Raw genomic sequence first — 22,022 nt, forward strand, 5'->3', positions numbered from 1 at the left:
CCTTTCGGGGAACGGGATAGCGAAACTAAATGAGTTTCGCCGCCAGGGGAATCCCGCAGGAATTAAAGGCTGGAATAATATATTCCCAAGAGGGCTTGATCAAAGGAATTCACCAATAGAGACTGCGCTCCGACAATCGGTGTTTCCGGAACCACCATCATGGACAGACTGAGAATAACAGGGGGCCAGCCGCTTCAGGGCGCCGTCACCATTGCCGGGGCAAAGAATGCCGCGCTGCCGCAGATTGCCGCCGCACTCTTGAGCCCGCATCCGCTTGAACTGTCGAACCTGCCGCTGGTCTCCGATGTGGAAAACATGCTTCAGGTCGCCGAGCTTTACGGGGCGTCGGTAACGCGCAACGCCCACACGGCGGAGATCGACGCCAGCGCGATGGTTTCATGCGAAGTCTCCTATGAAACGGTGCGGCGGATGCGGGCCACGGTCCTGTTTCTCGGGCCATTGCTTGCGCGGTTTGGCGAGGCGCGGGTCTCATTGCCCGGCGGATGCGCGATTGGAGCACGGCCGGTAGACATGCACCTGAAAGCGCTCGAAATGCTGGGCGCAGACATCGGCATTGAAGGCGGGCTGATCGTCGCCCGCGCAACCGATGGACTCAAAGGCACACGGGTGATCCTGAGTTCGCCTTCGGTGGGCGCGACGGAGACGGCCATGATGGCGGCCACTGCAGCGCACGGCGAGACCGAAATCCTGAATGCGGCGCGCGAACCGGAAGTGGCGGACCTCGCCGCCTGCCTCAACGCCATGGGCGCGAAGATCGAGGGAGCTGGAACGCATCGCATCATCATCGAGGGCGGCACCGACTGGAAGGCTGCTGCGCATCACGTCATCCCCGACCGCATCGAGGCCGGCACCTATGCGGTGGCTGCGGCCATCACCGGCGGGGCGCTGGAACTGGTGAACGCGCGGATGGAAAACCTCGCCGCCGTGATCCAGGCGCTGGAGGTGATGGGCGTGAATGTGTGGCCGAGCGACCGGGGCCTGGTGGTTTCGAGAAGCGGCACCCTGCGCACGACCGACCTCACCACAGAACCCTATCCGGGCTTTCCGACAGACCTTCAGGCACAGTTCATGGCGCTCGCCTGCTGCGCCGACGGAACATCGCTCATCCGCGAGACGATTTTCGAGAACCGGTTCATGCATGTGCCGGAACTGGCGCGACTCGGCGCCGACATCACCCTACAGGGCACGACTGCCGTGGTCCGGGGTGGCAAGCCGCTCAAGGGCGCGCAGGTGATGGCAACGGATCTGCGCGCCTCGGTCTGCCTTGTGCTTGCAGCGCTTGCCGCGAAAGGCGAAACCATTATCAACCGCGTCTACCACATCGACCGCGGCTATGAGCAGCTCGACCGAAAACTGGCGCAATGCGGCGCGGCAATCGAACGGTTGCGGAAATGAGCGACGGGGAGAGCCATTTTTATCTCGGCGTCGATGGTGGTGGCACGGGCTGCCGGGCCCGCATCGAGGATGCAGCAGGCGCCGTGCTCGGTCAGGGCCTTTCTGGCCCGGCCACCACGAGGCTCGGCGTTGAGGCCGCATGGGCCTCGGTCCGGCGCGCAGTGGACGCCGCAATCGAGGAAGCGGGCTTTGGCGAGGCAGAGATCGCCCGCATTCATGCCGGGATCGGCCTTGCCGGCATGCGCCGCAAGGGTGCCGTCGAGGCGTTTCAGGCGCTATCGCACCCCTTCGCCAGCATCGTCTTTGCCAGCGACAGCGACACGGCGTGTCTCGGCGCGCATTCTGGCCTCGATGGCGCCATCGCCATTGCCGGAACAGGTTCGGTGGGGCTTGGTCTGGTGGAAGGCAGGCATTTGCGCATCGGCGGTTACGGCTTTCCCATTTCCGATGAGGGAAGCGGCGCGGATATCGGCCTCAATGCCGTGCGTGCCGCACTGCAGGGCCATGACGGACGCATTCCGCAAAGCGCGCTTCTGACCGAAGTGATGCGCCGCTTCGACGATGACCCGGCAGAAGTGGTGGCCTGGATGGACCGGGCAAGCGCAACCGACTATGCCACCTTCGCGCCCATGGTGCTGCGCCATGCCGACCAGGGCGATGCCGCAGCACGGCGCATCGTACAGGACGCGGCTGCGCAGATCGACATGCTGGTGCGCACGCTGTTCGATCAGGGTGCGCCGCGGGTGACGCTTCTGGGGGGACTTTCAGGCCCGCTGGAACCCTGGCTCTCGCCCGATGTGCGCCGCCGCCTGAAACCCGCCGACGGCGATGCCGTGGACGGCGCGATCATCCTCGCGCGCCGGGCGGTGGAGGGGCGGGTGGCACCTTAAATGAATGGGACAACCGCGTTGCATCAACGCTGTGCGTGGTTCGACAAGCTCACCATGAGGAATGGAATGGCTGGCACGACGGGTTGTGCAATCAAAGCCCTCCCTCATGGTGAGCTTGTCGAACCACGCACAACGCCAGAGCCACGAAAATGAAGGCCCGCGCAACCTTAAAGGTCAATTCAAACCGGGCGCGGGCCTTTCCGTTTCAGCGCAATTCCTTGCGCAGGATCTTGCCGACATTGGATTTCGGCAGTTCGTCGCGGAACTCGACATATTTCGGGCGCTTGTAGCCGGTGAGGTTCTCCTTGCAGAACTTCTTGAGGTCCTCTTCCGTCAGGTTCGCGTCCTTGCGGACCACGAAGAGCTTCGGCACCTCGCCGGAATGCTCGTCCTCGACGCCGACAATCGCTGCTTCCAGAACACCCGGGTGATTGGCGATCACGTCTTCCACCTCGTTGGGGAAGACCTTGAAGCCGGAGACGACGATCATGTCCTTCTTGCGGTCGACGATCGTGACCTGGCCGGTCTCATCCATCGTGCCCATGTCGCCGGAACGGAAAAAGCCGTCCTCGGTCATGACCTTGGCGGTTTCGTCCGGCCGGTTCCAGTAGCCCGCCATCACCTGCGGGCCACGAATGCAGATCTCGCCGACCTTGCCAAAGGGCAGGTTCTTGCCCTTGTCGTCACGGATGACGACGTCGGTGGACGAAATCGGATAGCCGATCGTGCCGGTGAACTCCTTCGCCGCAAAGCTGTTCACCGTGGCCACGGGCGAGGTTTCCGAGAGACCATAGCCCTGCGAGATCACGCAGCCAGTGAGCTTCTGCCAGCGCTCGGCGACCGCACGCTGCACCGCCATGCCGCCACCGAAGGTGACAAGCAGGCTCTTGAAGGGAAGCTTGCAGAAGTCCTCATTGTTCAAGAGCGCATTGAACAGCGTGTTGAGCCCCGGGAAAATGTGGAAGTCGTATTTCTGCAGCTCCTTCACGAAGGCAGGAATGTCGCGCGGATTGGGGATCAGCACATTGTTGCCACCGAGCTTCATGCCCATCAGCGCGTTCACCGTTAGCGCGTAGATGTGATAGAGCGGCAGGGCGCAGATCAACACCGGCGCTTCCGGCTTCGGCTTTCCGATATAGGCGCTGCGGAACCAGAGTTCGTTCTGGATGACATTGGCCAGAACGTTGCTGTGCGTGAGCGTCGCCCCCTTGGAAACGCCGGTCGTGCCGCCCGTATATTGCAGAAAGGCATTGTCGGATAGCGCGATCTCCACCGGCCTGAAGCCCTTGGAGGCACCCTTCTTGACCGCCTCCCTGAAGGACACATGCCCCGGCAGGGACCAGGCTGGCACCATTTTCTTCACGCGCCGTACGACGAAATTGACGATGTGGCCCTTGAGTCCCAGAAGCTCGCCCATCGAGGCAACGACCACGTGTTTGACCGAGGTCTTCGACATGATGGCTTCCAGCGTGTGGGCGAAATTTTCCAGTATGACGATGGCTTCCGCGCCCGCATCATTGAGCTGGTGTTCCAGCTCGCGCGGCGTGTAGAGCGGATTGACATTGACCACCACATAGCCGGCCCGCAAAACCGCCATCATGGCGACGGGATACTGCAGGACATTGGGCATCATCAGGGCAACGCGCGCGCCGCGCTCAAGCCCGAGCGACTGCAGATAGCCTGCGAAGTGCCGCGACATCTCCTCAAGGTCGCTGTAGCTCAGTGACTTGCCCATGCATGTGAAGGCAGGGCGATCACCGAAGCTCTTGCAGGCATCCACCAGCAATTCGCCAAGCGAATTGTTGGGAAAATCCCCCATCTCGGCGGGAATGCCCTTGGGGTAATGCTCCACCCAGGGCCGGGCGATCCCGGACTTGCGGGATCCCGACGCCTTTTTCGGCGCAGTCTTGCGGGGAGACGCCGCCGGCTTCGCCGCTGCTTTGGGTGCTGACTTCTTTGATGAACCGGCTGCCGATTTCGGGGCCGTTCTTTTTGCCGTAGATGCCGCCTTCTTGGCTGACGTCTTGCTGCCCGATCCGCCCTTCACGGTGCGCGCCGCTTTCTCTTCACCCTTGGCGGGCGTCTTTGCGCTTTTTGCCAACTGCTCCTCCCAGAAAGAAAAACCAGTTATAACGTTTACGTTCACGTAATACCAGACGCAACACAAACCGTCATTCGACGTTTGGGCAGGCGCACGGCATCATGACAATCTCCCCCTCCAAAAGGTGAGTGTAGGGCTTGAGCCCCAACCTTCACAAGTGTGTTTACGCACCGGGACCGTATCATTTCAGGCAGGCAGCGTTGCAGGATCTACTGGCCGTAGCCTTCGTGTTCTTCCAGAAAGGCACGTTCCTCCGGCCCGCTCTCCCGGCCAAGCACACGGTTGCGATGCGGAAAACGGCCAAAGCGGGCAATGATATCCCGGTGTTCGATCGCGTATTTCAGAGATTCTTCCTGCCCCAGCGATTTGAACAGCATGACAGCACGCTCCTGGTCGGCAAGCACTTCCGAGTGCATATAGGGCATATAAAGGAACTGCCGTTCGGGAACGCTCATCCCTTCATCCAGCCCCTTCTCAATCGCCTGGCCGGCCACACTCAGCGCAAGCTCATCCGAAGCGAACGCGCCTGGCTGCCGACGATAGATGTTGCGCGGAAACTGATCGAGCACGATGACCGCGGCTAGAGCCGCTTTCGGCTCACTAAACACTTCCGGCGGGAGCTCACGCACCAAACGCTCGTGCAGCGCCCCGAAACGGTCGCGGATCAGCGTGTCCGTTTTCTCGCTCACGGTGAACCAGTCCTTCGGGGTCAGGGTTTCAAACCAGAACTCCAGTACCTCGCTATGCCATGTGCCGCTCATACGCTTTTCTCCTCGAAACTATGACCTTTGATGCTGATATGGTTCCCCCATCAATGACAGTACAAGAGCGCGCGTGGTGCTTTATTGCATTAATCGGATCAAATTCGACAAATAATTGCATTTGCGGCGGCAAAGTGATCGAGGGTGTTCCCTCTCAATTCGATCTTTGCTTATATGCCAGCTTCCAGGGCTTCGGGAGTAAGCCCATGCGAGAATCAGGGAGACCTCAATGAAAAGCAAATTGACCTTTGCGGCTGCTCTGCTGGCCGCTACGGTGCTGAGCGGCGCGGCGGGCGCGAAGACGCTTGTCTACTGCTCGGAAGGAAGCCCAGAAGGCTTTGACCCGGCGCTCTACACCGCTGGCACCACGTTCGACGCATCGTCGAAGCCGGTCTACAACCGCCTCGTCCAGTTCGAGCCGGGCACCACCAAGACCGTGCCGGGCCTGGCGGAGAGCTGGGAGATTTCCGACGACGGTCTCGAGGTCACCTTCAAGCTGCGTCAGGGTGTCAAGTTCCACACGACCGACTTCTTCACGCCGAGCCGCGACTTCAACGCTGATGACGTGCTGTTCTCCTTCAACCGTCAGCTTCAGGAAGACCATCCCTACCACGCCTATGTGGAAGGCGCTTCGTGGGAGTATTTCAATGGCATGTCCATGCCGGACCTCGTGAAGTCCATCGAGAAGGTTGATGATTACACGGTGAAGTTCGTGCTGAACCGTCCGGAAGCGCCGTTCATCGCCAACCTGGCCATGGATTTTGCTTCCATCTTCTCGAAGGAATATGCCGACAAGCTCGCTGAATCCGGCAATCTTTCGGACCTCAACCAGAAGCCGGTCGGCACCGGCCCCTTCCAGTTCGTGGCCTACCAGCCTGATGCCGTGATCCGCTACAAGGCGCATCCGGACTACTGGAACGGCAAGCAGCCGATCGACGATCTGGTGTTCGCCATCACCACCGAGGCCTCCGTGCGCCAGCAGAAGCTGATCGCCGGCGAGTGCCACATCACGCCTTACCCGAACCCCGCCGACATCGAGAGCCTGAAGGCGAACGATGCGCTGAAGGTTGACGAGCAGGAAGGCCTGAATGTCGGTTATCTCGCTTACAACACCAAGGTTGCGCCCTTCGACAATGCGAAGGTCCGCAAGGCGCTGAACATGGCGATCAACAAGGAAGCCATTCTCGACGCCGTGTTCCAGGGTGCCGGTCAGGCCGCCAAGAACCCGATCCCGCCGACAATGTGGTCGTATAACGACGCGGTGGAAGACGATGCCTACGATCCGGAAGCAGCCAAGAAGATGCTCGAGGAAGAGGGCGTTTCGGACCTTTCCATGAAGGTCTGGGCGATGCCCGTGCAGCGTCCCTACAACCCGAATGCGCGCCGCATGGCCGAGCTGATCCAGGAGGATTTCTCCAAGGTCGGCGTCAATGTCGAGATCGTCTCCTATGAATGGGGTGAGTATCTCGAGCGCTCCAAGGCGGAAGACCGCGATGGCGCGGTGCTGCTCGGCTGGACCGGTGACAATGGCGATCCGGACAACTTCCTCGCCGTTCTGCTCGGCTGCGACGGTGTCGGCGGCTCCAACCGTGCCCAGTGGTGCAACGAAGAGTTCGACGGCCTGATCCAGAAGGCCAAGACGCTTTCCTCGCAGGAAGAGCGCGCCAAGCTCTATGAAGAGGCTCAGGTCGTCTTCAAGCGTGAAGCCCCGTGGGCAACCATCGCTCACTCGGTCGTCCACATGCCGATGCGCAAGGAAGTGACCGGCTATAAGATGGACCCGCTCGGCGGCCACGCCTTTGAAGGCGTCGACATCGCCGAATAGGCCCCTTCACCAGAAACAGGAACCGGCGGCAGCGCGAGCTGTCGCCGGTCGTGTATTAGATGCTCCGTTTCTTTCTCTCCAGGCTGGCGCTGCTGATCCCCACCTTCATCGGGGTGTCCATCGTCGCCTTTTCCTTCATTCGCCTCCTGCCCGGCGATCCGATCATGCTTCTAGCCGGCGAGCGCGGCATGAGCGAGGAGCGCTACCAGCAGCTCCAGGCGCTCTATGGCTTCGACCAGCCGCTGTTCGTCCAGTATTTCAACTACATGACGGATCTTCTGCAGGGTGATTTCGGCACATCCATCGTCACCAAACGGCCGGTGCTTCAGGAATTCCTGACGCTGTTCCCGGCAACGATCGAGCTCTCGCTCTGCGCGATCATCGTGGCAGTTGCCATTGGTGTTCCGCTTGGCGTCATCGCCGCTGTCCGGCGCGGTTCGTGGCTCGACCAGACGGTGATGGGTGCTGCCCTTGTCGGCTATTCCATGCCGATCTTCTGGTGGGGCCTGCTTCTGATCATCTTCTTCTCCGGCATTCTGGGCTGGACACCGGTTTCAGGCCGCATCTCGCTGCTTTATTTCTTCCCGCCCGTCACCGGTTTCATGCTGATTGACAGCCTTCTGTCGGGACAGGCGGGCGCGTTCAAATCGGCGCTGTCGCATCTCATCCTGCCGACCATCGTGCTGGCCACAATCCCGCTTGCGGTGATCGCCCGCCAGACGCGCTCGGCCATGCTTGAGGTGCTGGGCGAGGATTATGTGCGCACGGCGCGCTCCAAGGGCCTGCCGCCGCGCCGGGTGATCGGCCTGCATGCGCTGCGCAACGCGCTCATCCCCGTGGTGACCACGATCGGTCTCCAGGTGGGCGTGCTTCTGGCCGGCGCGATCCTCACCGAGACGATCTTCTCCTGGCCGGGCATCGGCAAGTGGATGGTCGATAGCGTTTTCAAGCGCGATTATGCCGTGGTGCAGGGTGGGCTTCTGCTCATTGCCGCCATCATCATGATCGTGAACCTGATCGTGGACGTTCTCTACGGTCTGATCAATCCGAGAATCAGGCACTGACCATGAGCTCGACAAACACAAAAGATCCGAATGCCGCCGTCGGTCTCGAAGGCGGCACGGTCATCGCGGTCACGCGGCGCGCCCGCCTTGCGGAATTCTGGTACTATTTCAGCCAGAACCGCGGCGCCGTGATCGGCCTCTACGTTTTCCTCGCAATCGTGGTCATCGCGCTTCTGGCGCCCGTGATTGCACCGCACAGCCCCAGTTTGCAGAATCGCGGTTTCTTCCTTCTGCCTCCGGCATGGCAGGAAGGCGGGAACTGGTCGTTCGTCCTCGGCACCGATGCTGTGGGCCGCGACGTGCTCTCACGCCTGATCTATGGCGCGCGCTTCTCGCTCTTCATCGGCGTGGTGGTGGTCTCGGTCGCCGTCTCCGTGGGCATTCTGATCGGCTTGATAGCCGGCTATTTCCGCGGCGCGGTCGACACGGTCATCATGCGCGTGATGGACATCATCCTCGCCTTCCCGTCACTGCTTCTGGCGCTGGTTCTGGTCGCCATTCTGGGGCCGGGCCTCGTCAACGCGATGATCGCCATCGCGCTCGTGCAGCAGCCGCACTATGTGCGCCTGACGCGCGCGGCGGTGATGTCGGAGAAAGGGCGCGACTATGTGACGGCGGCACGCGTTGCCGGCGCGAGCAATATAAGGCTGATGTTCAAGACCATCCTGCCGAACTGCACCGCACCGTTGATCGTGCAGGCGGCGCTCTCCTTCTCGACCGCGATCCTCGATGCCGCCGCGCTGGGCTTCCTCGGCATGGGTGCACAACCGCCCACACCCGAATGGGGCACGATGCTGGCCGAAGCGCGCGAGTTCATCCTGCGTGCGTGGTGGGTCGTCACCTTCCCCGGTCTTGCCATCCTGATCACTGTTCTCGCCATCAACCTGATGGGCGACGGTCTTCGCGATGCGCTCGATCCCAAGCTGAAGAGGTCGTGACATGAGTGATGCTCTTCTCGACATCCGCAATCTGAGCGTCGAATTCGAGACGGCGGGCGGCACCCTGCGCGCGGTGGATGGCGTTTCGCTGTCCGTCGAGGCGCGCGAGGTGCTCGCCATTGTCGGCGAATCGGGCTCCGGAAAATCGGTTTCCATGCTGGCGGTGATGGGGCTTCTGCCCTGGACCGCCAAGGTCACGGCGGACGCCATGAACTTCCAGGGCAGGGACATCCTCAACCTGTCGCCATCCGAACGGCGCAAGATCGTCGGCAAGGACATTGCCATGATCTTCCAGGAGCCGATTGCCAGCCTCAACCCGTGCTTCACGGTCGGCTTCCAGATCGACGAAACACTGAAGATGCACACCGATCTTTCGGCCCGCCAGCGGCGTGACCGGACGGTGGAGCTCTTCGAGGCGGTGGGCCTGCCCAATGCGGCGGACCGGGTGAATGCCTACCCGCATCAGATGTCGGGTGGCCAATGCCAGCGTGTGATGATCGCCATGGCGATTGCCTGCAATCCCAAGCTCCTGATCGCCGACGAACCGACCACCGCGCTCGACGTGACGATCCAGAAGCAGATTCTCGATCTTCTGGTGTCTATCCAGGCCGAGAAAAACATGGGCATGATCATGATCACCCATGACATGGGCGTGGTAGCGGAAACAGCTGATCGCGTGATCGTGCAGTACAAGGGCAGGAAGATGGAGGAGGCCGATGTGCTCTCCCTCTTTGAAAAGCCCCAGCACCCCTATACCAAGGCGCTGCTTTCGGCCCTGCCGGAGAATGCGACGGGCGACCGCCTGCCGACCGTCTCCGACTTCGTGTTCGATGAAGCGCCACAGACGGGAGCCCGCCCATGAGCGAGATCGTCCTGGAAACGCGCGGCATCACCCGCGACTATCACATCGGCGGCGGCCTTTTCGGCAAGGGCCGCATCATCAATGCTCTGAAAGGCATCGACCTGAAGGTCGAGAAGGGCAAGACGCTCGCCATTGTCGGCGAATCGGGCTGCGGGAAATCCACGCTTGCCCGCATCATGACGATGATCGATGCCCCCACCTCCGGCGAGCTGCTGATCGACGGCAAGCCGGTGGAGATCGGCAAGAAGGGTGTGGATTCGGAAATGCGCCGCAAGGTGCAGATCGTCTTCCAGAACCCCTATGGCTCGCTGAACCCGCGCCAGAAGATCGGCGATGTGCTGATGGAACCGCTCATCATCAATGAAAAGGTTCCCGTGAAGGAGCGGCGCGAACGCGCCATGGAAATGCTTTTGAAGGTCGGGCTGCAGGCCGAGCACTTCAATCGCTATCCGCACATGTTCTCGGGCGGCCAGCGCCAGCGCATCGCCATCGCGCGCGCGCTGATGCTAAGACCGCGCCTGCTGGTGCTGGACGAGCCGGTCTCGGCGCTCGACCTTTCGGTGCAGGCGCAGGTGCTGAACCTTCTGGCGGATCTGCAGGAAGAGTTCGGCCTCACCTATGTCTTCATCAGCCACGACCTCTCGGTGGTGCGCTATATCGCCGACGAGGTAATGGTGATGTATTTCGGTGAGGCGGTGGAATACGGCACCCGCGATGCGGTGTTCACCAACCCGCAGCACGAATATACGCGCACGCTCTTCGCTGCCACGCCGCGCGCCGATGTGGAGAGCATCCGGAAGAGGCTGGCGGAGAAGGCAGCCTAGACCATCCAACTGGTGGCATGAGCGCGCAACCCTGAAAGCCTTGCGAAAGCGTCAACCCGGAAGCCGAAGGGCGATCCGGGACCCCTTGGAAGACTGTCATGGAGCGCAGCTCGGATGCGCTTCGGGCGCGTGTTGGGCCATTGGCTCCTTCTGTGGAGATCGGCCGTGCCTCTCAATGGGTCCCGGCTCGCGCTACGCTTGGCCGGGATGACGAAGGCGGATAGATGCACCAACCCGTCATCCCGGAAGCCGCAGGCTGTCCGGGACCAATTGGAAGATTGTCATGGAGCGCGGCCCGGTTCTGCTTCGGGCGCGGGTTGGGCCATTGGCTCCTTCTGTGGAGATCCGCCACGCCTCTCAATGGGTCCCGGCTCGCGCTCCGCTCGGCCGGGATGACGATTGCGCTACCTCACAATCCCTCGCGTTCCATCACCCTTCCTTGGGCAGCGCGTAGCCTGCCTCTTCCGCCCAGCGCACATGTTCGGCCGCCTTCTCCAGCAGCCATGCGCGCATGGCCATTGCCGAAGGGCTGACCGGGCCACGTGAGACGGAGGACAGGTAATAACTGTTGCGCCCGGTGACTGACGGTCCGCAGGGGCGCACCAGCCGACCGTCGCGCAGCATGGCAGCCGCCGAGACATCGTCGCCCAGCGCCACGCCAAGCCCGCGCGCAGCCGCCTCCAGACAAAGCTGCGTGCGGTGAAAAATGAGATGCCCCGATGCGGCGCTGAGGCTCGTGCCCTGCCGCCGCAAAAGCTCGTCCCATGTGTTCACCCCGCGATCATAGATCAGCTTGTTGGCGATGAGCCCGTGCGTGCGCACATGGTCGGCGCGATCGGGCGCGCAGACGGGAAAAATGGTGAAGTCCAAAAAGGGTTCGCGCGTATACCCCGGCACATCCAGCCGCCCCCAGGTAATCGCCAGATCCGTGTCGGGCGCAATGGTGCGGGGCGGCTCGGGATAGGAGCGCAGTTCGAGCTCTATGCCCAGATCCTCCAGCACCTGATCGGTCAGAAGCGGCATGAGCCAAAGCGCCGCCAGATCAGAATCCGACTCCAGCACCACCCGCCCTTTGGCGTGGCGCGTGGCGCGCGTGCCCGTGTCCAGCGAAATCAGCATCAATGCATCGGCGACGATCTCCGCATAGCGCGCGCCCCCCGGGGTGAGCGCCACCTGCCGGTGCCGCCGCTCAAAAAGCGGCATCCCAAGCTCGGCTTCCAGGTTCTTGATGTATCGACTGACAGATGCATGCGTCACGCCCAGCTCCTTCGCAGCGCGCGAAAAACTCTGGTGGCGCGCCGCCGCATCGAAGGCCCTGACTGCATTGAGATTGGGCAGGCGGTGTCTCATCGCTTTAGCGTAACATAAACGCACACAACGGGAAGAATAATTTCTATTGTGTAAACCGGCCAAAGAGACCAAATAGGAATCGTAGCGATGGGTTGACCAGCCGAGGCTGGCGGCACAGCGCTTCAGACTCTCTACATTGCCAACCCTCTCAAGGAGGTTCTGATGTCACACTACACAGTGGGCGTTGGTTCCAGCCCTGAATTGCAGCGCTATGCGCGGCAGGCGAACAAGGCCCGTTCCACGGCGCTGAAGTACGCTATGTCCGCTCTCGGCACACGTCTCGGGCATATCTGGCGCAGGCCGACAGGTACGCCGCCAATCGGTGGAGCTGACCCGGTTTGAGACCGCCTGGAAAGAGCGCCTTTACGCTTCAGGAACCCAAAGATTAAGGGCCGGACCCGACAGCGGATCCGGCCCTTTTTGCATCTGCAGTCTTGTTTCGATCACACCACCATCACAGGGCAATTGGCGAGGCTCGTGACCTTGTGGGACACGCTCCCCAGAAGATAGCCCTCCAGGTCGCCCAGCCCGCGGCTGCCAAGCACAATCAGGTCCACCTCCCGCTCTTTGCCAAACTTCACGATGGTGCGTGCCGGTTGGCCGCTTTTCACGAAGGCGCGCGGGCTTTCAGCTCCCATCTCCAACGCCGCTTTCTTGGCGGCGTCAGCAATCTCCTTGGCATGCTCACGCATGACATCATCAATGTTCTGCGGTTCATCTGGGCGCACCATGGACATGGATGCCTCCAGCAGGCTGTGATGACGAAAGACCGTGAGCGTCATCAATTCTGCGCCAGTGGCCTTCTGCATATCGACGCCCATCTTCAGCGCCTTCACCGAGTTTTCCGAACCATCGACCGGGACAAGAATCCGCTTGAACATCAGGTCTCTCCTAATCGAATGCCAGGCTGGGCAGGAACAGGGCGATCTGCGGAATGAAGATCAGCGCAGCCGACACACCCAGCAGAATGAGAGTGAAGGGCGGAATTCCCCGTATCACATCCATGTAGGGTCGCTTGAAGATGGCGATCGCGGTGAAGATGTCACACCCGAAGGGTGGCGTGGCTGAGCCGATGGCTACCTGCAGCGTGATGATCGTGCCAACGAGAACCTTGTCGAGGCCGACCGAATCCACCACCGGCGCGAAGATCGGCACCAGAACGAGAATGACCACGATCGGATCGACAAACATGCACCCGACGAAGAAGGCGATCGAGATGACGGCGAGCACCATTTTCGGGCCCATTTCATCAATACCGATGGCGCCAAGAATCTGCTGCGGGATCTGCGCAAAGGAGATCACCCAGGAGAAGGCCGTGCCGGCAGCGACAAGAATGAACACCACGGCGGTGATGAGGCCGGTGGATTTGGAGATCTTGTAGATGTCGGACAGACTGAGCGAACGGAAAATCACCAATTCCAGGAACAAGGCGTAAGCTACGCAGATGGCCGCAGCCTCGGTAGGGCTGACAAAGCCGCCATAAATGCCGCCAACGATGATGACCGGGAAGAACAGTGGCCAAATGGCCGCGCGCACCGCAGCCACACGCTCCGACCAAGGTGCCTTGGGCTCTGTCGGTACCCCCTTCACGATGGCATAGACGATGCAATAGGCGGAGAAGAGAACCAGCAGCAAAAGCCCGGGGCCGATGCCGGCGATGAAGAGCTCGGCGATCGAGGTCTTGGAGACGACGCCATAGATGATCATGCCGATGGAGGGGGGGATCAGGAAGGCGATGTCACTGGCATTGATAATGAGCGCCAGCACGAAGGAATCGTTATAGCCGGCCTTCAGCATGCGTGGGCGCAACGGCGAGCCGACGGCAACCACCGTTGCCTGCGTCGAGCCGGAGACGGCACCAAAAAGCGTGCACGCCGTGGCAGTCGAGACTGCCAGGCCGCCCTTGATGTGGCCGATGAACTTCATGACCATGTCGATCAGCCGGTCCGCCGACTGGCCGCGCGTCATGATGTCGGCGGCGAGGATGAACATGGGCACCGCGATGAGTGAGGCCGGGCGAATGCCCGCCAGCATCTGCTGCACCATAAAGTCCATACGGTCGAAGCCGCCGAAAAGACCGTAAAAGCCATAGGTCGCGCCTAGAATGAGCGGGATCATCATCGGGAAGCCGAACAAGAGCAACACGATCATGATGGTGGAGATTTTGAGTGTCATGGTCGTGGCCCCGCTCAGATCTCGATTTCGTCTTCTTCATATCCCTCCAGCACATGGGTGGAGAGATAGATGTCCTTCTGGACGACATTCTTCAGCGCGGTGAGCGCATATTGCACACCGGTGATGAAGAAGCCGACCGGGACCCAGAGATAGATCCAGTAGACGGGGATCTGCATGGCCGGAAGCACGCGGCCGGACTTGGCCACCTTGCCGATATAGCCGATGGCGAAATAGCACAGCGCAAACATGGTGAGCGCGGTGATCACCGTGATGATGATCATCAAGACCTTGCGGGTCTTGCCGGGCAGCGCATCGTAGAGCGCCGACATGCGGATGTGGCGGCCATGACGCGCGGCATAGCCGATGCCGGCAAAGGTGATGAGAATGATGAGGATGCGGTTGAGCTCCTCGGAAAAGAAGATCGTGCTGCCGATTGCGCGGCTGACCACATTGGCGATCGTGTTGACCGCCATGAGCATCACGCCGAGCGCGAGCATCACGGATTCTATGCGGCTGATGGCATTGTCGAATATGCCTATGACGCCGGGCAGTGTGGATTCGTAGTGTTCGCTGTGCGGGTCAGATTTGTCGTCTTCACTGCCCATCTTCATTCCCCTCAATGAGATGACGGAACCCCGCGACCGGGAATGGCCGCAGGGTCCTGCTTATTGTTGCTCAAGGCAGCGGCTTATTGCGTGGCCGCCTTCAGGTCTTCCTTCATCTGGTCAAGAATCTTCTTGCCGCTGTCACCCGTCATCTCGATGAACTTGGCCTCCACCTGAGCTGCGGCTTCCTTGAAGGGAGCGCGCTGCTCTTCAGTGAGATCGCTGATCGTCATCTCGGGCTTGGCTTCCTTGATCTTGGCAAGCGACTCTTCGCTGAGACCCTTCTGATACTCGAGAATATGCTCGAACGCCGCATCGGAGGCATCCTGGATCACCTTCTTGTCCTCATCGCTCAGGCCGTCATAAAATTCCTTGTTGGCCATCACGGCGGTGGTGAAGTTGTTGTGGCCGGTGAGCGTGATGGCGCCTGTCACCTCATACATCTTCGTGGACTCGACCCAGAACAGCGGGTTTTCCTGGCCCTGGATGATGTTGGTCTGGAGACCGCCATAGACCTCACCCCAGGGAAGCGGCGTCGGCGTCGCGCCGAATGCCTTGTAGCTTTCCACCAGAAGCGGGTTGGTCATGACGCGGAATTTCACCTCGTTGAGGTCTTCAGGTGATTCCACCGGCTCCTTGGTGTTCATCACCACTTCGCCCTCGGGGAACATCTTCAGAAGTTCGAGGCCCTGTTCCGCATAAAGCTCCGGGAACATCTCGTTGATGGCCTTCGAATTGCGGAAGAAGTCTCCGAGATCTTCCGACTTCGCCGGAAGCAGATAAGGAACGAAGAAAACCTGCGCCTCGGGGATCAGCGCACCGGTGAAGCCCGGAGACTGGTCGACGAACTGGAGGATGCCGGCCTGGGCCTGCTCCATGATGTCGGCGGATTCGCCCAGCGTACCGAACGGGAAGAGCTGGATTTCGTGATCCGAATTGGCCTCAACTTCTTCCTTGAACTTCTGAGCGTAAACGCCCTGAACGTCCGTCATCGCTTCTTCAAAAGCGTATTTCCAGGTTTCCGCCTGAGCTGCAACGGCGCCTGCAAGCACGATCGCGGTGCTGGCAAGGCCTGCCATTAAGCGGGTTTTGATGGAACGCATTCTGTTCTCCTCTGGTCATTTAACAAACTGGTCAGGCAAAAATATAATCAAGCCCCGCGCCGCCCATGCGGCTCGGGCAGACGGTCTCAAATGAGCGTCGTCAGCTGGCCGGGAACCAGCCAGGCACAGTCGCGATACCGCGTAAGCGTGCTTTTGCCGGGAACTTGCGACGCCGCTTCTTGCTGCGTCCGAGAAGCAAAGGGAATGAAAGGGCACTAGCCAGATCCGGGGCGATCACCGCCCTCAGCCGACACAACGAACGCAAACGACCACACCGCGCCGGTGTGGCCCCATCGTTCAGGCCAATCATTTGGAGTGCGTTCAAACGCCCCTCCTTGCTCCCATTCGTCTTACGACCCGGCCAGCGTGAAACAGACGCGCAGCAGAGTCAATCGATTGTTAAATCGATTGTTTCCTTAGTGAGAACGAGCAGCTCCGAACAAAGTTCCACAAAATGTGAAACCTTTTGCTTTCTGAGGCGAAGACACGTGAACGACAGGGCGAATGATCCCCCTTTTTCCCAGGGCGGTCCACTTCAAATACTAGACGCGGGCTGCGGCCTGCCTGTTCAAAACTTCCCGGAGATTGAAAGCTGCTTCCATCAAATCTTTGGTGTAGTCGCTCTGTGGATTGTCGAAGACTTCGCTGGTGAGGCCCTCTTCCACGACCTGTCCCGACCGCATCACGATCGCATAGTCGGACAGCGCCTTTACCACTGCCAGATCGTGGCTGATGAAGATGAAGGAGAGGTTGTGGCTTTCCTGAATGCGCCTGAGCAGTGTGATGATCTGCTTCTGCACCGAACGATCGAGAGCCGAGGTGGGCTCGTCGAGCACGATGATGGTGGGCTTCAGGATCACCGCGCGGGCAATGGCGATGCGCTGGCGCTGTCCGCCCGAAAATTCGTGCGGAAAGCGGTTGCGCATGGATGGATCGAGCCCGACCTCCTCGAGTGCCTGAGTGGCCCGCCTATCGCGCTCGCGTGCTGACAGGCCCGGCTCATGCACCAAAAGCCCCTCAGTGATGATCTCTCCGACTGTCATGCGTGGACTGAGCGATCCGTAGGGATCCTGAAAGACCATCTGCAGATTGCGTCGATATGGGCGCATGGCCGCTCGGTCGAAGCCTTGAATGGGGGTGCCCTGGTAGACAACCCGCCCCTCGGAAGGCAGCAATTGCAACAGCGCGCGACCCAGCGTTGATTTGCCGGATCCGGATTCGCCCACAATGCCGATTGTCTGCCCGGCACGCAGAGTCAGCCCTACATTTTGAACTGCCTTGAGCTCGTAGCCCGGCCCTGAAAGGAACCCGCCCTTGATGGTGAAGGTCACGCACATATCCCTGGCATCGAGCAGGACAGGCTGATCATTGCCCACCGGTGGCTTGTGGCCCTCCGGCTCGGCCGCCAGGAGCATTTTCGTGTAGTCTTTTTGCGGGCGCTGGAAGATGTCCTCCGTAGAACCCGTTTCGACCACCAGCCCTTTCTGCATCACATAGACCCGGTCGGCGAAGGCTTCGACAATGCCAAGATCATGGGTGATGAAAAGGATGGCCATGCCGAGCTTCTTTTGAAGCTCCGCCAAAAGACCGAGGATCTCGGCCTGGATCGTCACATCCAACGCCGTCGTTGGCTCATCGGCGATCAGCAGGTCCGGATCGTTGGCGAGCGCCATGGCGATCATGACACGCTGGCGCTGACCACCCGAAAGCTCGTGCGGATAGGATTTCAGCCGCCGTTCGGGTTCGGGAATGTGAACGAGTTTCAACAGCTCCAGCGCGCGCTTGCGCGCCTGCGAGGCGGAAAGCCCGCCATGCACGCGGATCGGCTCACAGATCTGCCGTTCGATCGTGTAGAGCGGATCGAGCGAGGTCATCGGCTCCTGGAAAATCATCGTGACCTTGGCGCCGCGGATCTTGTTGAGTTTCGCGCGCGGCAGACCGATGAGCTCCTGTCCGCGATAAGTCACGGAACCGGAGACGGAGCCATTGGTGGCCAGAAGCCCCATGGCGGCCATCATGATCTGGCTCTTGCCGGATCCCGATTCACCCACCACGGCGACCGTTTCGCCGGCGTTCACATGCATGTCCACGCCACGCACCGCCTCGACCGCACCGTCCGGCGTGTCGAAGGTGACGCGAATGTCGCGGATATCGAAGATGCGTTCTTCGTTCTGCTTCATCATGTCAGCGGTCCTTCGGATCGAGCGCGTCGCGCAGGCCATCGCCGAGGAAGTTGAGCGCGAAGAGAAGCGCGGTGAGTGCCAGCGACGGGTAGAGCAGCATATAGGCCGCGCCGCGCATGTTGCGTGCGCCCTCCGAGATCAGCACACCCAGGCTGGTGAGCGGCTCCTGCACACCAAGGCCGAGGAAGGAGAGGAAACTCTCCAGAAGAATGACTTTGGGCACGAGCAGCGTCATGTAGATGATCACGGGCCCGAGTGTGTTGGGGATGATGTGGCGCTTGAGTATACCGCCTGAGCTGACGCCAAGCGCCTCCGCCGCCTGAACGAATTCACGCCGTCTCAGCGCTATTGTCTGCCCCCGCACGATGCGCGCCATGTCCAGCCATTCCACGGCACCAACCGCGATAAACATCAGGACCACGTTTCGCCCGAAGAACACCACGAGCAGAATGGCAAAAAAGGTGAAGGGAAGCGAGTACAGGATGTCGACGATGCGCATCATGATGTTGTCGATGCGTCCGCCAAGGAACCCGGCCGTAGCGCCATAGATCACGCCGATCAGCAACGCCACGCCCGTGGCGAGAGCCCCGATCATTAGCGATATGCGGATCGAGATCAGCACGCGTGCGAACAGGTCGCGCCCGTTGGCATCCGTCCCGAATATGAATCGCAGACGCTGAACATCAGCCTCCATCACGATCGATTTCTTGTCATCTGCCTGCTCGACAATCCTCGCGTTGGAGAACAGGTCCGAACGGTCAAGATACCGCGTTACGCGCGGGTCGATCTCCCGGCGCGATGTCGCCTCGATGCGCACCGTATTTCCATCAAGCTCGATGGCGCCTGTTTCCAGCCGCGCCCGCGACAGCGCGGCTTCGGCCAGGGGCACGATCTCCGACTGACGCGGGTATGCTTCCAGGCTGGCCGGGACTTTCACGAAGTCCGAATAAACGCGCGCATAGGGATGCGGCGCCAGCATCGGACCAAAAATGCCGGCGAAGACGAACAGGATCAGAATGAACAGGCTGGCCATGGCGGCGCGATTTCTGCGCAACCGCATGAAAGCCGTTTCCCAGGCCGAGCGGCTCTTGGTTGTCGGCAGCTCGCCCTCGGGCGGCATTTGGCCGGTGGCGATGTCAGTCATAACGCACTCTCGGATCCAGCGCCGCATAGAGAAGGTCGACGATCAGATTGAAGACCACCACGAAGACGGCGATGATGATGACAGTGCCCATAACCAGCGTGTAATCGCGGTTAAGCGCACCTTGAACGAAATAGCGGCCGATGCCCGGCAGGCCGAAAATGGTTTCCACCACCACGGAACCTGTCAGCAGTGCCGCCGCTGCAGGCCCCAGATAGGAGATCACCGGCAGGCAGGCCGCCCGTAACGCATGCACAATGACGATCATGCGCTGCGGCAGGCCGTAGGCGCGCGCGGTGCGCACATGGTCGGAACGCAGCGCCTCGATCATGGAGCCTCGTATCAGGCGGGCGATGATCGCCACCTGTGGCAGGGCCAACGTGATGACGGGCAGCACCATGGATTCAGGGCTGTTCCAGCCGCCGGCCGGCAGCAGGCTCAGCCACACACCGAAGATCAGAGACAGAAGCGGGGCGACCACAAAGTTCGGCACGGTAATGCCGAAAGTGGCAACCGCAATCACCGAATAATCGACCCAGGAGTTCTGGCGTAATGCGGCGATGGTGCCGAGCACGCTGCCGATCAGCAGCGCGACAAGCAGTGCCATACCACCGAGCTGAATCGACACCGGCAGGCCATTGCCAAGCAATTGCTGAACGGAGAAATCGCGATAGATGAAACTCGGCCCCAGATCGCCACGGGCAAGGTTGCCGAGATAGTAAAGGTACTGTTCCCAGACAGGCTTATCGAGATGGAAAACACGGTTCAGGTTTTCCAGCACCTTCGCTTCCAGCGTGCGCTCGCGGTCGAAGGGACCACCCGGCGCCACCCGCATCAGGAAGAAGGCGAAGGTTATGATCAGGAACAGGGTTGGAATTGCGCCGAGGAGACGGCGCACGGCATATCCGAGCATCGTTACCAACTCTCATGCTGGTTCGATGCCGCCCGACCCTGAAAGGGACGGGCGGAAAAATCGAACGCTGTTGTTACTCGCTGATGCTCATGAAGCGTGTCCCATGAACATTCTGGATGTTGTCTTCCCAGCCCTTGAGCTTGGGCGACACCAGAGAAAGGGACGAATAGAAGAGAAGCGGGATATAGGGCATGTCTGCCATGAACGTCGCTTCGGCTTCACGCAGGATCTCGGCACGCTTGACCAGATCGGTCTCGGCTGCAGCCTTGTCCATCAGTGCGTCATAGTCCGGGTTCTCATACTGGGCGTAGTTGAAGCCGGTGTTGTCGCTCTCGACCAGGAACAGGAAGTTCTGCGGGTCGGAATAGTCGCCGATCCAGCCGGCGCGCGCCACGTCGAAGTCTTTCTGATCACGCAAGTTTGCGTAATGTGCGGACAAATCGCGGACGTTGAATTCGACATTGACGCCAAGTGGCTTCCACATGTCGGCGATCGCGGTCGCCGTGTTCTTGTGGTTTTCGGAGTTGTTGTAGGCCAGTTCGATCGTCAGCGGATTGTCGGGGCCGTAACCAGCTTCCTTCATCAGCTCGATGGCCTTGTCTTCGCGGTCGAGCGGCGACATGTCGGCCCACTCTGCCTGCGCACCACCGCCTTCATAATTGCCGATGCCGGGCGGAACCAGCGAATAGGCAGGCAGCATGGAGCCAGCCCAGATTTCATCGCCAAGGAACTCGCGATCGATGGCCATGGCAAGCGCCTGGCGCACCTTCGAATCGGCCATGGCCTCGCGCTTCATGTTGAGCGCGTAGTAATAGGTGCCGAGATAGGGTGTGATCCGGACCTGATCGCCAAGACGCTCCTTGAGCGACTTGATCTGCTCGGTCGGCAGGTCGGAACAGCTGTGGACTTCACCCGCCTCGAAACGACGCACACAAGTGGCGCGGTCTTCGATCGGCAAATACTCGATCCGGTCGATCTGCACACTGTCGGCGTCATGGAAGTTCTCGTTCTTCTCCATGACGATCTTGTCACCCGGCTGGAAGGAGACAAGCTTGTAAGCGCCGTTGGTCACGATGTTTTCCGGCGCCACGAAATCGGTTCCGTGCGCTTCAACTGCCTTGGGGTTGACCGGCAAGCCCGTCTGGTGGGTCAGGAGTTCGAGGAAATAGGGGGTTGGCTGCTCCAGCGTGATCTCGAGCGTCCGCTCGTCCACTGCCTTGACGCCCAACTGATCGGGCTCCATCTCGCCCTTGTTGATCGCCTCTGCATTCTTGATCGGGTAGAGAATGTTGGCATATTTCGCGCCGGTGTCCGGCATCATGATGCGGCGGAGCGAGAAGACGAAATCCCCGGCCACGACCGGGTCACCATTTGACCATTTGGCATCGTCGCGCAGCTTGAATGTGTAGACACTGCCGTCATCCGAAACCGTCCATTCCTCGGCCACCCCGGGAATGATCTTGGCGCTTGCGTCATAAACGACGAGCCCCTCATAGAGGTCACGCAGAAGATGTGCCTCGACAACCGTCGACGTTTTGTGCTGATCCAGCGTTTCCGGATCGCCGTCATTGCCGCGCACATAAGTGACGGCGGATGCCGCCATTGCAGAAGAAAGCAGAATCGTACCCGCGAGCAGCGGTCGCATCAGGGATTTCAACATTTTCCCGCACTCCCATTTTCTTGCTTGCTTGTCATCCAACCAAAGGATGAAAGAGGCGGCATTTGGCAACGAAATTCCGTATACGTCAAACGCTTTTGGGCACCTTTCCCTCAGGTTGCAAGAAATGCGCAAGAATCCCCGCGAGGATGCACTGTCCATAGAAACAAAATTACCTAAACTCCAATGCAAACGACACCGAACACCCCCGGAT

The 22,022-nt window shown here is 60.4% G+C and carries 19 protein-coding genes; 8 read left to right on the plus strand and 11 right to left on the minus strand.

Going from position 1 to position 22,022, the window contains the following annotated elements; all coding sequences use genetic code 11:
- The first annotated feature begins 159 nt into the window (after positions 1 to 159).
- Together murA and H7H48_RS11870 are read left to right on the plus strand one after the other, a co-directional pair.
- Positions 160 to 1,416, plus strand: coding sequence for a UDP-N-acetylglucosamine 1-carboxyvinyltransferase (murA, locus tag H7H48_RS11865; protein WP_229449292.1), 1,257 nt, complete (start codon positions 160 to 162; stop codon positions 1,414 to 1,416).
- Positions 1,413 to 2,306: an N-acetylglucosamine kinase gene (locus H7H48_RS11870; RefSeq protein WP_229449293.1), complete on the plus strand. Its 894-nt coding sequence runs from the start codon at positions 1,413 to 1,415 to the stop codon at positions 2,304 to 2,306. Before murA ends, H7H48_RS11870 begins: the two co-directional genes overlap by 4 nt.
- A 205-nt stretch (positions 2,307 to 2,511) precedes the next feature.
- Here the strand turns inward: H7H48_RS11870 and H7H48_RS11875 are convergent, their stop codons facing one another.
- Both H7H48_RS11875 and H7H48_RS11880 read right to left on the minus strand, forming a co-directional pair.
- Complete coding sequence (locus H7H48_RS11875; protein ID WP_229449294.1) at positions 2,512 to 4,407, minus strand: long-chain-fatty-acid--CoA ligase; 1,896 nt, start codon at positions 4,405 to 4,407, stop codon at positions 2,512 to 2,514.
- A 209-nt stretch (positions 4,408 to 4,616) separates the two neighbouring features.
- A complete protein-coding gene (locus tag H7H48_RS11880) occupies positions 4,617 to 5,168 on the minus strand; it encodes a DUF924 family protein (protein ID WP_229449295.1) in 552 nt (183 codons plus the stop codon).
- Positions 5,169 to 5,397: 229 nt separating this feature from the next.
- Here H7H48_RS11880 and H7H48_RS11885 point away from each other — a divergent pair, with 229 nt between their 5' ends.
- From H7H48_RS11885 to H7H48_RS11905, 5 genes are read left to right on the plus strand one after another with little or no spacing between them, the layout of a single operon-like run.
- Complete coding sequence (locus H7H48_RS11885; protein ID WP_229449296.1) at positions 5,398 to 6,993, plus strand: ABC transporter substrate-binding protein; 1,596 nt, start codon at positions 5,398 to 5,400, stop codon at positions 6,991 to 6,993.
- 59 nt (positions 6,994 to 7,052) lie between these two features.
- On the plus strand, positions 7,053 to 8,057 hold the full coding sequence (locus H7H48_RS11890; RefSeq protein WP_229449297.1) for an ABC transporter permease subunit: 1,005 nt from the start codon (positions 7,053 to 7,055) through the stop codon (positions 8,055 to 8,057).
- Positions 8,058 to 8,059: 2 nt separating this feature from the next.
- Complete coding sequence (locus H7H48_RS11895; RefSeq protein WP_229449298.1) at positions 8,060 to 8,995, plus strand: ABC transporter permease subunit; 936 nt, start codon at positions 8,060 to 8,062, stop codon at positions 8,993 to 8,995.
- 1 nt (position 8,996) lies between these two features.
- Entirely contained in the window at positions 8,997 to 9,857 is an 861-nt protein-coding gene (locus tag H7H48_RS11900; protein WP_229449299.1) for an ABC transporter ATP-binding protein, read from the plus strand.
- The gene (locus tag H7H48_RS11905; RefSeq protein WP_229449300.1) at positions 9,854 to 10,681 is read left to right on the plus strand and encodes an ABC transporter ATP-binding protein; all 828 of its coding nucleotides are present in this window, start codon (positions 9,854 to 9,856) and stop codon (positions 10,679 to 10,681) included. The genes H7H48_RS11900 and H7H48_RS11905 overlap by 4 nt, the downstream gene beginning before the upstream one ends.
- A gap of 429 nt (positions 10,682 to 11,110) precedes the next feature.
- Here the strand turns inward: H7H48_RS11905 and H7H48_RS11910 are convergent, their stop codons facing one another.
- Positions 11,111 to 12,031, minus strand: coding sequence for a LysR family transcriptional regulator (locus tag H7H48_RS11910; protein ID WP_229449301.1), 921 nt, complete (start codon positions 12,029 to 12,031; stop codon positions 11,111 to 11,113).
- A 162-nt stretch (positions 12,032 to 12,193) separates the two neighbouring features.
- Between H7H48_RS11910 and H7H48_RS11915 the strand changes: the two genes are divergently transcribed.
- Complete coding sequence (locus H7H48_RS11915; protein ID WP_229449302.1) at positions 12,194 to 12,373, plus strand: hypothetical protein; 180 nt, start codon at positions 12,194 to 12,196, stop codon at positions 12,371 to 12,373.
- Between the two features lie 101 nt (positions 12,374 to 12,474).
- On the opposite strand, the gene H7H48_RS11920 is transcribed toward H7H48_RS11915, so the two are convergent.
- The 8 genes from H7H48_RS11920 to H7H48_RS11955 all read right to left on the minus strand — a co-directional run bounded on the left by H7H48_RS11920 (position 12,475) and on the right by H7H48_RS11955 (position 21,811).
- Positions 12,475 to 12,912 carry a universal stress protein gene (locus H7H48_RS11920; RefSeq protein ID WP_229449303.1) on the minus strand — a complete coding sequence of 146 codons (438 nt, stop codon included), beginning with the start codon at positions 12,910 to 12,912 and terminating at the stop codon, positions 12,475 to 12,477.
- Positions 12,913 to 12,922: 10 nt separating this feature from the next.
- Complete coding sequence (locus H7H48_RS11925) at positions 12,923 to 14,206, minus strand: TRAP transporter large permease (protein ID WP_229449304.1); 1,284 nt, start codon at positions 14,204 to 14,206, stop codon at positions 12,923 to 12,925.
- Positions 14,207 to 14,220: 14 nt separating this feature from the next.
- Positions 14,221 to 14,811 (minus strand): TRAP transporter small permease, encoded by a 591-nt coding sequence (locus tag H7H48_RS11930; RefSeq protein WP_229449305.1) that lies wholly within the window; start codon positions 14,809 to 14,811, stop codon positions 14,221 to 14,223.
- An 83-nt stretch (positions 14,812 to 14,894) separates the two neighbouring features.
- Positions 14,895 to 15,914, minus strand: coding sequence for a TRAP transporter substrate-binding protein DctP (gene dctP / locus H7H48_RS11935; RefSeq protein ID WP_229449306.1), 1,020 nt, complete (start codon positions 15,912 to 15,914; stop codon positions 14,895 to 14,897).
- A gap of 542 nt (positions 15,915 to 16,456) precedes the next feature.
- Positions 16,457 to 18,097 carry an ABC transporter ATP-binding protein gene (locus tag H7H48_RS11940; protein WP_229449307.1) on the minus strand — a complete coding sequence of 547 codons (1,641 nt, stop codon included), beginning with the start codon at positions 18,095 to 18,097 and terminating at the stop codon, positions 16,457 to 16,459.
- 1 nt (position 18,098) lies between these two features.
- The gene (locus H7H48_RS11945; RefSeq protein WP_229449308.1) at positions 18,099 to 19,241 is read right to left on the minus strand and encodes an ABC transporter permease; all 1,143 of its coding nucleotides are present in this window, start codon (positions 19,239 to 19,241) and stop codon (positions 18,099 to 18,101) included.
- Positions 19,234 to 20,151 carry an oligopeptide ABC transporter permease OppB gene (gene oppB, locus H7H48_RS11950; RefSeq protein ID WP_229449309.1) on the minus strand — a complete coding sequence of 306 codons (918 nt, stop codon included), beginning with the start codon at positions 20,149 to 20,151 and terminating at the stop codon, positions 19,234 to 19,236. The genes H7H48_RS11945 and oppB overlap by 8 nt, the downstream gene beginning before the upstream one ends.
- A 73-nt stretch (positions 20,152 to 20,224) precedes the next feature.
- Positions 20,225 to 21,811, minus strand: coding sequence for a peptide ABC transporter substrate-binding protein (locus tag H7H48_RS11955; RefSeq protein ID WP_229449310.1), 1,587 nt, complete (start codon positions 21,809 to 21,811; stop codon positions 20,225 to 20,227).
- Positions 21,812 to 22,022 lie beyond the last annotated feature (211 nt).

This window comes from Nitratireductor sp. B36 (genome assembly GCF_020833685.1).
Classification (GTDB): Bacteria; Pseudomonadota; Alphaproteobacteria; order Rhizobiales; family Rhizobiaceae; genus Nitratireductor.